This is a genomic window from Delftia sp. BGA-UO-ETr-SB1 (assembly GCF_059567865.1).
The window spans coordinates 1893937-1909145 of sequence record NZ_JCAQOW010000006.1; the positions used below are offsets into that span (position 1 = coordinate 1893937).

7 protein-coding genes, 4 tRNA genes and 1 riboswitch are annotated in these 15209 nt (G+C 65.2%); of the genes, 4 read left to right on the forward strand and 7 right to left on the reverse strand.

Annotated elements, in window-relative coordinates:
- Positions 1–125: 125 nt before the first annotated feature.
- The gene (gene aroC / locus AC57B5_RS27295) at positions 126–1223 is read left to right on the forward strand and encodes a chorismate synthase (RefSeq protein ID WP_013801440.1); all 1098 of its coding nucleotides are present in this window, start codon (positions 126–128) and stop codon (positions 1221–1223) included.
- A 66-nt stretch (positions 1224–1289) separates the two neighbouring features.
- Here aroC and nrdR read toward each other — a convergent pair whose 3' ends face one another.
- From nrdR to AC57B5_RS27310, 3 genes are all read right to left on the reverse strand, one after another.
- Positions 1290–1745, reverse strand: coding sequence for a transcriptional regulator NrdR (gene nrdR / locus AC57B5_RS27300; protein WP_012206755.1), 456 nt, complete (start codon positions 1743–1745; stop codon positions 1290–1292).
- A gap of 22 nt (positions 1746–1767) precedes the next feature.
- Complete coding sequence (gene glyA / locus AC57B5_RS27305) at positions 1768–3015, reverse strand: serine hydroxymethyltransferase (RefSeq protein ID WP_012206754.1); 1248 nt, start codon at positions 3013–3015, stop codon at positions 1768–1770.
- Positions 3016–3049: 34 nt separating this feature from the next.
- Positions 3050–3225: riboswitch (ZMP/ZTP riboswitch) on the reverse strand.
- Between the two features lie 137 nt (positions 3226–3362).
- Positions 3363–4274: a transglycosylase SLT domain-containing protein gene (locus tag AC57B5_RS27310; RefSeq protein WP_492386589.1), complete on the reverse strand. Its 912-nt coding sequence runs from the start codon at positions 4272–4274 to the stop codon at positions 3363–3365.
- 769 nt (positions 4275–5043) lie between these two features.
- Here AC57B5_RS27310 and AC57B5_RS27315 point away from each other — a divergent pair.
- Both AC57B5_RS27315 and AC57B5_RS27320 read left to right on the forward strand, forming a co-directional pair.
- Positions 5044–8862: a DUF748 domain-containing protein gene (locus AC57B5_RS27315; protein ID WP_496400687.1), complete on the forward strand. Its 3819-nt coding sequence runs from the start codon at positions 5044–5046 to the stop codon at positions 8860–8862.
- A gap of 154 nt (positions 8863–9016) precedes the next feature.
- The gene (locus AC57B5_RS27320; protein WP_496400881.1) at positions 9017–11644 is read left to right on the forward strand and encodes a DUF349 domain-containing protein; all 2628 of its coding nucleotides are present in this window, start codon (positions 9017–9019) and stop codon (positions 11642–11644) included.
- A gap of 140 nt (positions 11645–11784) precedes the next feature.
- On the opposite strand, the gene AC57B5_RS27325 is transcribed toward AC57B5_RS27320, so the two are convergent.
- The 4 genes from AC57B5_RS27325 to AC57B5_RS27340 all read right to left on the reverse strand — a co-directional run bounded on the left by AC57B5_RS27325 (position 11785) and on the right by AC57B5_RS27340 (position 12592).
- Positions 11785–11869: transfer RNA gene (locus AC57B5_RS27325), tRNA-Leu, on the reverse strand.
- 155 nt (positions 11870–12024) lie between these two features.
- Positions 12025–12109, reverse strand: a tRNA-Leu gene (locus AC57B5_RS27330).
- A 155-nt stretch (positions 12110–12264) separates the two neighbouring features.
- Positions 12265–12349 (reverse strand) — tRNA-Leu (locus AC57B5_RS27335).
- A 158-nt stretch (positions 12350–12507) separates the two neighbouring features.
- A tRNA-Leu gene (locus tag AC57B5_RS27340) sits at positions 12508–12592 on the reverse strand.
- Positions 12593–12626: 34 nt separating this feature from the next.
- On the opposite strand from AC57B5_RS27340, the gene rnr reads away from it, so the two are divergent.
- The gene (gene rnr, locus AC57B5_RS27345; RefSeq protein WP_043782527.1) at positions 12627–15209 is read left to right on the forward strand and encodes a ribonuclease R; all 2583 of its coding nucleotides are present in this window, start codon (positions 12627–12629) and stop codon (positions 15207–15209) included.

Below are 15209 nucleotides of genomic sequence, written 5' to 3' on the forward strand. Positions count from 1 at the left end.
ATTTTAACTATGAATATTTGCAATCCGATAGCTATATTTGTTATCGCCGGGCGATGGCTGCCTGCGCAATGCACCGCCGCCGCGGGCACGGCGCTTGCGGGCTACCCGGGCATAATCGTCGGCCTATGAGCGGAAACACCTTCGGCACCCTATTCACTGTCACCAACTTCGGCGAATCGCATGGCCCGGCCATAGGCTGCGTCATCGACGGCTGTCCGCCCGGCATGGCGCTGAACGAAGCGGATATCCAGCAAGAACTGGATCGCCGCCGTCCCGGCACCAGCAAGTTCGTGACCCAGCGCAACGAGCCCGATGCGGTGGAAATCCTCTCGGGCGTCTACGAAGGCCGCACCACGGGCACGCCGATCGCGCTGCTGATCCGCAATACCGACCAGCGCAGCAAGGACTACTCCAACATTGCGCAGAGCTTTCGTCCCGGCCATGCCGACTACGCCTACTTCCAGAAATACGGCATCCGTGATCCACGCGGCGGCGGCCGTTCCTCGGCACGGCTGACGGCCCCCACGGTGGCCGCTGGTGCCGTGGCCAGGAAGTGGCTCAAGGAAAAGTTCGGCACCGAGTTCCGCGCCTGCATGACCCAGGTGGGCGAGTTGTCCCTGCCCTTCGAGAGCTGGGAGCATGTGCGCAACAACCCCTTCTTTGCGCCGGTGGCCGATGTGTCCCAATACGAGGAATACATGGATGCGCTGCGCAAGTCGGGCGACTCCTGCGGCGCGGCGTTGCGCGTGCAGGCCAGCGGCATGCCGGTGGGCCTGGGCCAGCCGCTGTATGACCGCCTGGATGCCGACGTCGCCTACGCCATGATGGGCCTGAACGCGGTCAAGGCCGTGGAGATCGGTGCCGGTTTCGACAGCGTGGTCCAGCGCGGCACCACGCACGGCGACTCGCTGAGTCCCGAAGGCTTTCGCAGCAACAACGCCGGTGGCATCGTCGGCGGCATCAGCACGGGTCAGGATCTGGAAGTGCGCATAGGCATCAAGCCCACCAGTTCCATCATCACGCCGCGCGAATCCATCGACGTGCAGGGCCAGAGCACCGAGGTCATCACCAAGGGTCGCCACGACCCCTGCGTCGGCATCCGCGCAGCGCCCATCGCCGAGGCGCTGCTGGCCCTGGTGGTGATGGACCATGCGCTGCGCCACCGCGCACAGTGCGGTGACGTGGATTCGGGCTTGGCTCCCATCCCTGCCGCCGCACCCTGAAAGCACTGCCAGGCCACCAAAGAAAAAGCCGCCCAAGGGCGGCTTTCTTGCGTCCTGCCGGCCTGATCAGCCGGGATTGCGCACCTCATCCATGACGTTCTTGAAATCGTCCACATCCTCGAAACTGCGGTAGACGCTGGCGTAGCGGATGTAGCCGACCTTGTCGAGCAGCTTGAGCTCGCGCATCACCATCTCGCCCAGGCGGCTGGAGAGCACTTCGCGCTCGCCCAGGTTGCGCAGCCGCTCCTCGATGCGCTCGATGGCGGCATCGATCTGCTCTGTGCTCACGGGGCGCTTGCGCAGCGCGATCTTGAACGAGCCCAGCAGCTTGGCGCGCTCGTACTCGATGCGTCGCCCGTCCTTCTTGACGATGGCGGGAAAGCTGACCTCGGGCCGCTCGTAGGTGGTGAAGCGCTTGTCGCAGCCGCCGCACTGGCGGCGGCGGCGGATGAAGCCCCCATCCTCGGCCTCGCGGGTCTCCACGACCTGGGTGTCCGGATGGCTACAGAACGGGCACTTCATGGCAGGCCTCTATGCGTGCAACTCAGGCGCCGTAGACCGGGAAGCGGGCCGTCAACTCGGCCACCTGGGCGCGCACGCGGGCCAGGTTGGCTTCGTCGGCGGGGTTCTCCAGCACGTCGGCCAGCAGGTTGGCTGTCAGGCGGGCTTCCTCTTCCTTGAAGCCGCGCGTGGTCATGGCGGGCGTGCCCACGCGGATGCCGCTGGTCACCATCGGCTTTTCGGGATCGTTGGGGATGGAGTTCTTGTTGATCGTCATGTGGGCGGCACCCAGCGCGGCTTCGGCCGCCTTGCCGGTGATGCCCTTGGCGCGCAGGTCCACCAGCATGACGTGGCTTTCCGTGCGGCCGGAGACGATGCGCAGACCGCGTGCCGTCAGCGTTTCCGCGACAACCTTGGCGTTCTTCACGACCTGTTCCTGGTAGGTCTTGAACTCGGGCGACAGCGCTTCCTTGAAGGCCACGGCCTTGCCGGCGATGACATGCATCAGCGGGCCGCCTTGCAGGCCGGGGAAGATGGCGCTGTTGATGGCCTTCTCGTGCTCGGCCTTCATCAGGATCACGCCGCCGCGCGGGCCGCGCAGGCTCTTGTGCGTGGTGGTGGTGACCACGTCGGCGTGGGGCACGGGGTTGGGGTACACGCCTGCGGCGATCAGGCCGGCATAGTGGGCCATGTCCACCCAGAAGATGGCGCCGACTTCCTTTGCGATCTTGGCGAAGCGCTCGAAGTCGATGGCCAGGGCGTAGGCCGATGCGCCGGCCACGATGATGCGGGGCTTGTGCTCGCGCGCCAGCGCTTCCATCTTGTCGTAGTCGATGGCTTCTTCGGCATTCAGGCCGTAGGAGACCACGTTGAACCACTTGCCCGACATGTTCAGCGGCATGCCGTGCGTCAGGTGACCGCCTTCGGCCAGGCTCATGCCCATGATGGTGTCGCCGGGCTTGGCAAAGGCCATCAGCACGGCCTGGTTGGCCTGGGAGCCGGAGTTGGGCTGCACGTTGGCGGCTTCGGCGCCGAACAGCTTCTTGACGCGGTCGATGGCGAGCTGCTCGACCACATCGACGTTCTCGCAGCCGCCGTAGTAGCGCTTGCCCGGATAGCCTTCGGCGTACTTGTTGGTGAGCTGGGAGCCCTGGGCTTCCATGACGGCAGGCGAGCAATAGTTCTCGCTGGCGATCAGCTCGATATGTTCTTGTTGACGCAGGTTCTCGGCCTGGATGGCGGCAAAGACTTCGGCGTCGACCTTCTCGACGGTATTGGTGCGTTGAAACATGGCAGTCCTGTGAACTTGAAATTCCCTTGAGGCCAAGGGCTGCCCAGGCGAACGGCGGAACACTCCAGATCCCGCGTGCGCATGGAGGCTGGGCGGTACGCTCCCCGGTGGTTCACAGAAGGTGGTCCTTCTCGGGCCTTCTGCTGGTTTCCACGTCAGCGGCAGCGGTGCGTGAAGCGGCTGCGCCTATCGCCAGTTGCGTACCCCGCTAGTGTAGCTGAGCCGGTGGCGCCGAAGACCTGGCAGGGGCGTTGCAGAAGGCGTTTGCGTGGGCCACCTGCAGTTGGATCGGGCATGAAAAAAGCTGGCCTTGGCCAGCTGTGCACTCACTATGCCGGGAAGTCAGGCTACAGCGCCGGCTCCTGGGACTGAAGGGCCACCTGCTCGGAGCGGGCAGAGGTGTTGCTCGAGCTGACCGGCACGGCTGCAGGCGCAGCCGCTGCTGCCGAGCCCGAGGCCTCGGCCACGGGGGTGGCCGGCTTGGTGGAGGCGATCTGTACGGCCTGCCGGGGCTGATCGACCTTGGCAGTCATCAAAGGCACGGCACGCAGGCCGGCGGCCATGCGCAGGCGCTGGTGCTCGGCCAGCACCTTGGCGGCGTAGCCACCGTCGGTGGGCAGGTTGGCCGCGCCCACGTAGTAGCGCAGACCTCCTTCGATGGAGCCGGCGCGCTCGATGCATTCCTTGAGCACGCGCACGCCCACGCGCAGATTGCTGACCGGGTCGAAGGCAGCATTCTGGCCACCGAAGTTCTCATACTTGTCGGTATGCACCGTGGTCATCACCTGCATCAGGCCCTGCGCGCCGACAGCGCTTTGCGCAAACGGGTTGAAGCTGGACTCGATGGCCATGATCGCCAGGATCAGCGTGGGGTCCAGGCGGTTGACCTTGCCCAGGTCATAGGCCTCGCTGACCAGTGCCGCGATCGGCTCAGGCGCCACGCGGTACTTCTTGCTGAGCCAGAAGGCCACGGCTGCCTGCTCCTTGGGCAGGTTCTTGGGATTGGTCGCCGTCGCCCGATCGCTGGCAGCGAGTTCGACGGGAACACCCAGCTCGGCCATCTGGCGAGCGGTCAGCCAGGAGCGCAGCTGGCTCTCTCCGGCATCGCGCAGGTCAGGGCGGGCGAACAAGGTGATGGCCATGAAGGCCACAGCAAGGCCCAGCAGGGCGAAGCTGTTGTGGATGATGGCAAGAAAACCGTTGGCCACATCGATGGCGAACGTTCGCGCGGCGGCGAAAAATTTTCCTGACGCTGGCATAGCTTTTTCCTTTCTAGGGGCACCAACCCGAAACGGCCTTCGCCGAAGCGAAGGCCGGTGAGGCTGACACCCTGGATTGGGTGCTGCGGATCCGGGAGGCTGGCGCTTGGTGCGCCATTGCGTTGTAGGCCTGCGGGATCTGCTCAGTCGTGAGGCAGCAGAAACAAAAAACGCTCTATTCGAGCGCTGGCGGATTCTAGGAGTTCACCAAATACACGGTCAACACTATGAAATCAACTTTTTAGATCAATGAATAATAACAAACCATGGATGCAAACACAGTTTTGAGGTCTTGAAGAGCGGGTGGCGTGCTACCGATGTACGCCGCTTCCGCCGTTTTCAGAGTGCGTCATGAAATTGCAATGAAATGCAAAAGCACTGGCAGGCCGACCCTGCGTCCTTCTATATTGGAGGCGACTGCTCCTGCAGTCGTCTCGCCAAGGTGGAAGACAGGTAAAAGTGGTGTTCGATAGTGCGAACACCGTGGTTCAAGTCTTCTTCCGCGGCCTTCCTGGAAGCAATCTCTTGCTTCCAAGCAGCAAGGACCATCCTCTCCTTGACTGCGGAAAACGGTCGGGACTTGTGCCCGCCGTAAAGCCCGGAAGCCGGTTCACGGCTTCCGGGCTTTGTCGTTCAAGGATGGCCGCAACGTCAAGAAATGTGCCGTGGTGCGGACCCAGCCGTTGCTGCCGCCCCAATTTCTGGTGCAATGCAGCCGTTGCCCTGTCCTGTATCCCAGGATGAGGGCTGTACTAGTTACCAGAGCCCCATGCAATCTCTCTTCAAGCACCGCTGGCTGCGCAGGCTGACCATCGCCCTTGTGGCGTTCCTTTTGCTGTGGCTGCTGCTGTGGGCGCTGGTGCCCGTTGTGGCCAAGAGTCAACTGGAAAAGCAGGCATCGGCCAAGCTGGGCCGTCAGGTCCGTGTGGGTGCAGTGGAGTTCCGGCCCTGGTCGCTGGAGCTGACCCTGCGGGACCTGAGCATTGCCAGGAGCCAGGCGGAAGGCGCGGCGCCGGAGTCCGTGCCGTCTGCATCTTCGTCCCCCCAGCTTCAGATCGACCGCATCTATGTCAATGCCAGTATCCAGTCGCTGTTTCGGCTGGCGCCGGTGCTGGATGCCATCGAGGTCGATGCGCCGGTGCTGCGCCTGACCCAGCAGAGCCTGGGGCATTTCGATGTGGACGATGTGCTGGCCAGGCTGGCCGAACCCGGCGACACGCCGCCCTCCAGGCCCGTGGGCTTTGCGCTGTACAACATTGCGCTGCGCGACGGCCGCGTGGAATTGCAGGACGAGGTCCAGCAGCGCCAGCACATGCTCGAGCAGTTGCAGCTGCGCCTACCATTCATCAGCAACCTGGAGTCCAAGCGCGAGATCAAGGTGCTCCCGCACCTGTCCTTTGCGCTCAACGGCAGCCGGTTTGAATCCAGCGCCCAGAGCACGCCCTTCACCGAGCAGCGCCAGACCGCTGTCGATCTGAACTGGCAGGGCGTGGACCTGACACCTTATTTGGGCTATGTGCCCGTCACCGCGCCTGTCAAGCCGCGTTCCGGTGTGCTGGATGCCAACCTGCACATCTCCTTTGAGCAGGCCGAGCAGGCCGTGGTCCGCATCACCGGGGAGGTCAGCCTGTCCGGCGCCGAGCTGCACGACCGCGACGGCGCCCCCCTGCTGCGCTTCGAGCGCCTGGCCGCCGTGCTCAAGAACGTGCAGCCGCTGCAATCGGTTGCGGAGCTGGAGTCCGTGCAGTGGAGCGCTCCCGAGATTTTTGCGGCCCGCGATGCGCAAGGCCGCATCAATTGGACGGCGATGGGGGGGGCTTCCTCCCCGGATGCCAGGCCGGCAGCGGAAAAGCCTGCCTCCGACGCGCCCCAGCCGTGGAAGGTCAGCCTGGACAGGCTGTCCGTTGCCAATGCCACGGTGCACTGGCGCGATGCCGCTCCCGACGCTGGAAAGTCGGGCGCTGCGCTGCAGGCGCGCGAGCTGTCGTTGCAGGTGCGCGATATCCGCTGGCCCCTGGAGCAACCGCTGCAGCTTGCTGCCAGCATGCAGGTGCAGCCCGAATCGGCGGGGGAGGGGGCGAAACCTGCCGAGTTGCAGCTGAGCGGGGCCTTGACCGACAAGCAGGGCCAACTGGCCATCTCCGCGCGGCAATTGCCGCTGCAACTGGCAGCACCGTACCTGTCCGCCCATCTCAAACCCGAGCTGACGGGTCTGTTGAGCACCGATGCAGGCCTGGGCTGGAACGGTTCCGCCATGGTGGTTCAGGTGGCCGGGCTGGGCGTGGAGCAGTTGAGCCTCAAGGACAAGGCCGCGCCCGTCGATATCGCGCACCTGCAGCTGGAGCAGGTGCAGGTCAATCTGGCCAGCCAGCAGGTCTCCGTTGGCCGCCTCGCACTGCAAAAGCCGCAGCTGGCCGTGTTGCGCGATGCCCAGGGCCGGTGGATGTACGAGCAATGGCTGCCGCCCGCCTCCTCGGCACCCGCATCGCAGGACGCCGGCAAGGACAAGTCCCGGCCCTGGGGCCTGAAGCTGCAAGCGGTGGAGGTCGATGGCGGCGCCATTGCGCTGCGTGACGAAGCGCCCGTGCGCAACGCGGATTCGGCGCGCACCGTGTCGCTGGACCTGGGTTCACTGCGCCTTCGCATGGGCGCCATCGAGCCGCTGGCCGCAAAATCCGCGCCCACGCCGCTGGAGCTGTCCGCCCAGGTCGGCTCGGGCCGGCGCGTCCAGGCGGGCTCGCTGAGCCTGCGGGGGGACCTGGGGCTGGCGCCGCTGTCGCTTCAGGGCAAATTGCAGGCGCGCAGCCTGCCGCTGCATGCGCTGGAGCCCTACTTTGCCGACATGCTCAATGTGGAGTTGGTGCGTGCCGACGGAAATTTCCTCGGACAACTGCGCTTTGTCAGCCAACCGGCCGGCCCCGAGCTGGCGGTGCAGGGGGATATCGAGCTCGTGGATCTGCGCATGCGCTCCGCGCTGGCCTCTCCCGTGCAAGCGGCGGGCGAGGCCGCAGGGCAGGGCGCGCCACGCACGGCGGCAGGTGCCGTGGCTGCCGTGCTCAGCGAGTCCACGGCCGACCGGGCCAAGGCCCAGTCGGTTGCCTTGGGACTCGGCCTGCGCGATGAACTCGTGGCCTGGAAGACGCTGGCCGTGCGCGGCCTGGACCTGCAGATGCAGCCTGCCCAGCCGCTGCGCCTGAGCGTGCGCGAGACGGCGCTCAGCGACTTCTTTGCGCGCGTCATCGTGCAGCGCAACGGGCGCATCAACCTGCAGGACATCGTCAAATCGGCGAAGTCCCAGCAGTCCCTGGAGCAGAACGCCACGCCGGCTGCGGATGGCACGGCGGCTTCCGCCGAACCGGCGCCGCCGCAGGCTGCCTCCGGGCCTGCGCCCGTCATCAAGATCGGGCCGATTGTGCTGACGGGCGGCAGGGTCCAGTTCTCCGACTACTTCATCCAGCCCAACTACTCGGCCGACCTCAGCGAGCTGGCGGGCCGCCTGAGCGCCTTCTCGTCCGAGCAGCCTGCCAGCCAGCAGGCGCCGCAACTGGCGGATGTGGAGCTGCGCGGCCGCGCCCAGGGCACGGCTTCGCTGGAGATCACCGGCCAGGTCAATCCGCTGGCCAAGCCGCTGGCCCTGGACATACGTGCCCAGATGCGCGACCTGGAACTGCCCCCGCTGTCGCCGTACTCCATCAAGTACGCGGGCCACGGGATCGAGCGCGGCAAGCTCAGCATGGACGTCAACTACAAGATCGAGCCCGATGGCCAACTCACGGCGCGCAACAAGCTGGTGCTGCATCAGCTCACTTTCGGCGAAGCCGTCGAAGGCGCGCCCGCCTCGCTGCCCGTGCGCCTGGCGGTGGCGCTGTTGGCTGACCGCAACGGAGTCATCGACCTGGACCTGCCGGTCAGCGGCTCGCTCAACGACCCGCAATTCAGGCTGGCGCCGGTCATCTTCAAGATCATTGGCAACCTGATCATGAAGGCCATCACCTCGCCTTTCTCGCTGCTGTCGGGCGCTTTTGGGGGCGGCAGCGAATCGGGCGTGGTGGCCTTTGCGCCGGGGCGTGCCCAGATCGACGGCAAGGCCCGCGAGAGCCTGGACAAGGTGGTTGCCTCCCTCAAGGATCGCCCGGCCCTCAAGCTCACCGTGATCGGCGAGGCGCGCGAGGCGCAGGACAAAGAGGCCTGGAAGCAGGCGGAGCTCGATCGCCTGCTGCTCGCCCAGAAACGCCGCCAGGTGCTGCGCGACGGCAAATCGGCAGAGTCCGTGACCGAGTTGCCCGCCTCCGAAGTGCCGGCCTTGACCAAGGCGCTGTACAGTCGCGCAGACTTTGCCAAGCCGCGCAATGTCATCGGCATGGCCAAGGACCTGCCCACCGACCAGATGCGCAGTCTGCTGCTGGAGCAGATTGCCGTGCCCGACGATGCCATGCGCGAACTGGCGCTGGCCCGCGCCGTGGCCGTGCGCGACTACCTTGCCCAGCAGCAGTTGCCGCTTGAACGCCTGTTTCTGGGGGCTCCAAAACTGGACTCCGACGACCAGGAATGGAGTCCGCGCGCCCAGCTCAGCCTGTCCACGCAGTAGCCCGGTTTTGGCTCCGCTTCAAATAACGGCGAGAATATGGTTTTCCCGGTCCGGCTAGCATGCCCGCATGCGGCCTGGCCGGCCGCGTCTGGCGGCCCGCGGCAGCCAGACATTCAACGATTGATTCATGTCTTCTCTTTCCCCCCGCAGCACCATGTCCGATGCACCTGAAGTGAGCCCTGCTTCTGCCAAGAATCCCGAACAACACCCCTTGGATGTGCTCACGGGCGGTGCCTTCTCCGCCGAAACCTCGGGTGATCGCGCCGCGCGCATCCGCGACTGGCTGGCAACCCAGCCTTCGGTCGAGCAATTGCAGGACGTCCTCAAGGAACTGAGCGCGCGCGACAAGGGCGCGGCCCGTGCCGTGCGTGAGCGCCTGGACGAGATCCGCCGCACCAAGGACCAGGAAAAGATCGCAGTGGAGTGGGCTGAAAAGGCCCAGGCGCTGCTGGTCGCATCGCCCTTCAATGCCGCCGACGCCATCGCCTGGCAGCGCGACGCCGCCAAGGCGGGCGCTCCGCTGTCGCGTGAACCTCTGTCGCAGCACAAGGCCCAGCTGGCCGAGCGTGTCAAGGCCATCGAGGAGCTGCAGCACCGCGTGCAGGTCCAGCGCGAAGTGGCCGTTTTGCTGGCTCAGCGCATCGAGGTCCTGTCCACCAAGCCCTGGCGCGATGCCCAGGCTGTGCTCGACAACCTGCGCGCCGACGTGGCCCGTTGGCAGGAGCAGGCCGGCGAACTGACTGGCGATGACAACTGGGCCAGCGTGGACGGACGTTTCCCGCCCCAGCTGGAAGCCGCCAGCGCACAGCTGATCCTGGTCTGGGAGGCCTTCCAGTCTGCACTGGCGCTGACCGAAGCTGCCGCCGCCGACGAAGCCGCTCCGCTGCCCACCGTGCCCGTGTGGGCCGATGAGCTGCGCGTGGCGCGTGGCCTGCCTCCCGAGGCAGCGGCTGCCGAGCCGTCCAAGCCCGCTCCTGCTGCCCGCAGCACAGCCCAGCCCAAGGCGAAGACATCGCCTGAGCAAGTGGCTGCCGCCAGCAGTGCACTGACCCAGGCGCTGGAGCAGCTCCAGGCCGAGACGGCTGCCGGTGAAAGCAAGGCGGGTTCCGCCGCCGTGCAGGCCGTGCGCGCCGCCATCAAGGCCCATGGCCGTCTGGTGGACGATGCACTGGTCACCAAGGTGCATGAGGCCCTTCTGGCAGCTGGCGAGTCCGAAGGCTGGCCGCGCCAGAACGCCGACAAGCTGCGCGAGGAACTGGTTGCCAAGGCCGAAGCCCTGCTGAATCGCCCTGAAGGCCAGGCGCTGGGTGGCCGCAAGATCCAGGAATCGCTGCGCAGCCTGCGCGAGCAATGGAAGCTGGCCGATCAGGGCAGCGCAGCCAACCACGCACTGTGGAAGAAGTTTGACGAAGCCTGCAACACGGCCCACAAGGTGGTCGAGTCCTGGCACGACAAGCTGCGCACCGAAACCACCCAGTCCAAGGCACAGCGCCTGGCGCTGATCGAAGAGATCAAGGCCTGGGCAGCACAGCAGACCGCCAGCGAAGATCTCAAGGGCGCGGCGCGCGCACTGCGCCAGTTCGCTGAACGTTGGCGTGAAAGCGGCCACATCGGCGAGAAGCTGTTTGCCGAACTGCAACCCCAGTTCAAGCAGGCCATGGCCCTGGCCGAGGCTCCGTTGCATGCCGCGCAAAAAGCCAGCCTGCAGCGTCGCCACGCCATGATCGACGAGGCCACGGCGCTGGGCGCAGCGCCCAACTTGCGCATCGACGCCGTCAAGGCCCTGCAGCAGCGCTGGCAGGCCGAGGCGCAGGCCGTGCCTCTGGACCGCAAGCACGAGCAAAAGCTCTGGGATGCCTTCCGCAAGCCACTGGACGAAGCCTTCAACCGCAAGGGCACCGAGCGGGGCCCTCGTGCCGCAGCCGTGGCACTCAGCGACCATGATCGCCGCGTGCTGGAAGCGTCGCAGGCCGTGGAAGCTGCCAACACCTCGGGTGATGTGCAGCAAATCCGCGCTGCGGTGGAGGCTCTGGAGCAAGCGCTGCGTGGCCGTGCCGATGCTTCCGTGAGTGCGGCCCAGCCAGCACAGGAGCCTGCCGCTGCTGCAGCGGGTTCGGAAGAATCCGAAGCCAAGCCGGTGCCAGTGCGCCCCGTGGTTGCCGTGCGCGGCGATGATCGTCCTGGCATGAAGAAGGAAGAGGGCAGTGCACGTGCTGCCCGTCCTGGCGACCGCCGCGATGGTGGCCGTGGCCGCGACGGCCGGGATGGCCGAGACAGCCGCGACAGTGGCCGTTTCAGCCGCGAGCCGCGCGAAGAGCGCGGACCGCGCCTGGCGGACCCCGCCTTCCGCGCCCAGCGTGAAGCCATGGAACATGCCCAGGACGCCCTGCGCAAGCTCGCGGCCCAGGCCCATGGTGAGGCACTGACCCAGTTGATGGCGGCGTGGGAGTCGCGTGATGCTGCCCAGATGCCGGCTGCCCAGCAGCTTGGCGGCCGCGTGTCTGCACAAGTGCGCAGCGCCTGGTCGCAGGCCTTGGGTCAGGCACCCAAGGGAGACGCGGGCGAAGCCCTGCTGCGCCTTGAAATGGCCGCCGACGTTCCCACGCCTGCGGAACATCTGAGCGCCCGCCGTGCCCTGCAACTGCAGCTGCTGACGCGCCGCAACGATCCTGCTCCGCAGGAAACCTGGGGCAACGATGCCGCCCGGGTGCTGGCATCGCCGCGCGATGATGTCAGCGCGCGCCGCCTGCAGAACGTGCTCAAGCAACTGCTGCGCAAGTGATGCACGGGAGGTGATCCTCTCATCCAGGAAGGGAGCCGCTGGCTCCCTTTTTTTGCGCCATGGATGCGGCCTTCTGGGGTCGATGCGTCTGCAGCGCCCAAGAAAAAAGGCCGTTGCATGTGCAACGGCCTTTTCATGTTTGGTGCCCAGGAGAGGACTCGAACCTCCACGGAGTTACCCGCTAGTACCTGAAACTAGTGCGTCTACCAATTCCGCCACCTGGGCATTTCAGAGTGAGCAAATTATATAGCGCGAAATCTCCGTCTGAAGCCGATTTCCCAAGTTTTTGAGAAATTTCTGCGGGATGGTGCAGGGGCTTGCGACGGTGCTGGCGAGGCAAGGAAAAAAGGCCGTTGCGTGTGCAACGGCCTTTTCATGTTTGGTGCCCAGGAGAGGACTCGAACCTCCACGGAGTTACCCGCTAGTACCTGAAACTAGTGCGTCTACCAATTCCGCCACCTGGGCATTTCAGAGTACGCAAATTATATAGCGTGAAAGCGATGTGCCGGGCAGGTTTGCAAAAATTTTCCTGAACTTTTCTTGGCGAGATGCCCTTGCCATCGGCTTTCAGCGATCAGAAAAGAAAAAGGCCGTTGCGTGTGCAACGGCCTTTTCATGTTTGGTGCCCAGGAGAGGACTCGAACCTCCACGGAGTTACCCGCTAGTACCTGAAACTAGTGCGTCTACCAATTCCGCCACCTGGGCTTGCTGAAGCTGAAATTCTACTGCATTTTTTGCAGAATTATCCCGATCTTCGATTTTTTCTTGAGACTGTCATCTGCCAAGTCATGAAGCCAGGGAACTGCCTTCTGCTGAAGATAGTTCCTTAGTTCACCGCAACCTCTGCAGGTTGTCGTTAAACTTGGTGCCCAGGAGAGGACTCGAACCTCCACGGAGTTACCCGCTAGTACCTGAAACTAGTGCGTCTACCAATTCCGCCACCTGGGCATCTCAGGAAAGATTTAGATTGTATACCAAGAAAATGAACCCTCACGCCAAAAGCGCCGATGTGAACGACGAAATCGAGGGCAGTGTGCAGGGGCACCGCGACGGACATGGCTTCGTCATCCGCGATGACGGCGAAGGCGACATCTTCCTTCCCCCCAATGAAATGCGTGCCGTGCTGCACAAGGACCGCGTGAAGGTCCGCATCGTGCGCCAGGACCGCCGCGGCCGGCCTGAAGGCCGTGTGGTCGAGATCATCGAGCGCCCTGCGCACAACATCATTGGCCGCTTCTTGCAGGAAAGCGGTGTGTGGCTGGTGGCGCCCGAGGACAAGCGCTACGGCCAGGACATCCTGATCCCCGCCAATGCCACAGGATCGGCCAAGATCGGCCAAGTGGTGGTGGTGGAACTGACCGAGGCGCCTGCGCTGTTCGGCCAGCCCGTGGGACGCATCATCGAAGTGCTCGGTGAAGTCGATGATCCCGGCATGGAGATCGAGATTGCGGTGCGCAAGTACGGCGTCCCGCATGTGTTTTCCGATGCCTGCCTGGCACAGGCCAAGGCGCTGCCGGACAGGGTGCGGCCTGCCGATTGCAAGAAGCGCATCGACCTGACCGATGTGCCCCTGGTGACCATCGATGGCGAGGACGCGCGCGATTTCGACGATGCCGTCTACTGCGAGCCCGCCAAGGTCGGGCGCAGTAAGGGCTGGCGCCTGCTGGTGGCGATTGCCGATGTGAGCCACTACGTGACCACGGGCAGCGCCATCGACATCGATGCCTATGACCGCGCCACCAGCGTCTATTTCCCGCGCCGCGTGATCCCCATGCTGCCCGAGAAGCTGAGCAATGGCCTGTGCTCGCTCAACCCCGATGTGGACCGCCTGTGTATGGTCTGCGACATGCTGATCACCGCCAAGGGCGAGATCCATGCCTATCAGTTCTATCCGGCGGTGATGCACAGCCATGCGCGCTTCACCTATACCGAGGTGGCGGCCATCCTGGCCAATACGCGCGGTCCGGAGGCTGCCCGGCGCTCGGAGCGCGTGGGTGACTTGCTCAATCTTCACGGCGTCTACCAGGCGCTGCTCAAGTCGCGCGAGGCGCGCGGCGCCGTGGACTTCGAGACCACGGAGACGCAGATCGTCTGTGACGAGAACGGCCGCATCGAGAAGATCGTGCCGCGCACGCGCAACGAGGCGCACAAGCTGATCGAGGAGGCCATGCTGGCCGCCAATGTCTGCAGTGCGGACTTCATCGAGCAAAGCGGTCGCGTCGGCCTGTTCCGCGTGCACGACAAGCCCTCGCTGGAAAAGCAGGACATTCTGCGCAACTATCTGAAGGCCATGGGGGTCGGTGTGGCGCTGAGCGAGAACCCGGCCACGTCCGAGTTCCAGGCCATTGCCAACGCCACCAAGGACCGTCCCGATTCCCAGCAGATCCACACCATGCTGCTGCGCTCGATGATGCAGGCCTTCTACACGCCCGAGAATTCGGGCCACTTCGGCCTGGCATTCGACGCCTATACGCACTTCACAAGCCCGATCCGCCGCTATCCCGATTTGCTGGTGCACCGCGTGATCAAGGCCGAGCTCGAAGGCACACACTATCGCCTGCCCGAGCTGCCCACCCCCGGAGAAGCCGAGGCCAAGCTGGCCAAGCGTCTGGCATCACGCGTCAGCCCTCCCGGCCAGAAGCCGCGCAAGCGCGCGCCCGCTGCCGAGGTCCAGGCCTGGGAAGCCGCCGGCCTGCACTGCAGTGCCAACGAGCGCCGGGCCGACGAGGCCAGCCGCGATGTCGAAGCCTGGCTCAAGTGCAAGTACATGCGCGAGCATCTGGGCGAGGAGTTCGGCGGCATGGTCTCTGCGGTGACCACCTTCGGCATCTTCGTCACGCTCGACGCCATGTATGTGGAGGGGCTGGTCCACATCACCGAGCTGGGTGGCGACTATTTCCGATTTGACGAGGCGCGCCAGGAACTGCGCGGCGAGCGCTCGGGCATTCGCTATGGCATCGGCACGCGGCTGCGCGTGCAGGTCAGCCGCGTGGACCTGGATGGCCGGCGCATCGATTTCCGCCTGGTGCGCGATGGCGAAGAGCAGCCGGCCTCGGGCCGGCCCGGCAGGACGCCGGCGCGCACGGAAACCCATCAGGGCGAAAAATGGGGCCGCCGCGATGCCAAGGAAAAGCGGGCGCAGCGCAACTCGGGAGGCTCCGGCGGTGCAAGGCCTGAGTCTGATGCAGCGGCGTCGGCCGGCAAGCAGGGGCGCAAGGCGTCTAAAAAGGCCATGGTCAAGGGGGTGAACCTGGCCGCGCTGGAAGCTGAATATGCGAATGCCCAGCCGCGCCCGGCTACCACGGCGCGGCAGAGCGATATGGGCGAGGCGGTTGCGGAGCCATCATCCGCTGGCTCCGCTGCGCGACCCCGCAGAGGCCGGGCGTCCGAGGCGCGCAAGTCCGAGGCACGCAAGCCTGCGGCCACGGATGCTGCTGCCCACGGCCTGCCGCAGCTGCCTCCACCGTCGCCGGTGCAGGCACTGCGCGCCTTGGGCAAGAAGGCCTTGGGTGCCGTCAAGTCCAAGGTGACGGGCAACACATCCAAGCCCCGGCGCAAGTCCTGA

Excerpts from the sequence above, each read along its gene's own strand:
- AC57B5_RS27310 (WP_492386589.1), bottom strand. The coding sequence starts at position 4,274 with ATGCCAGCGTCAGGAAAATTTTTCGCCGCCGCGCGAACGTTCGCCATC.
- nrdR (WP_012206755.1), bottom strand. The coding sequence starts at position 1,745 with ATGAAGTGCCCGTTCTGTAGCCATCCGGACACCCAGGTCGTGGAGACC.
- AC57B5_RS27315 (WP_496400687.1), top strand. The coding sequence starts at position 5,044 with ATGCAATCTCTCTTCAAGCACCGCTGGCTGCGCAGGCTGACCATCGCC.
- AC57B5_RS27320 (WP_496400881.1), top strand. The coding sequence starts at position 9,017 with ATGTCCGATGCACCTGAAGTGAGCCCTGCTTCTGCCAAGAATCCCGAA.
- glyA (WP_012206754.1), bottom strand. The coding sequence starts at position 3,015 with ATGTTTCAACGCACCAATACCGTCGAGAAGGTCGACGCCGAAGTCTTT.
- rnr (WP_043782527.1), top strand. The coding sequence starts at position 12,627 with ATGAACCCTCACGCCAAAAGCGCCGATGTGAACGACGAAATCGAGGGC.
- aroC (WP_013801440.1), top strand. The coding sequence starts at position 126 with ATGAGCGGAAACACCTTCGGCACCCTATTCACTGTCACCAACTTCGGC.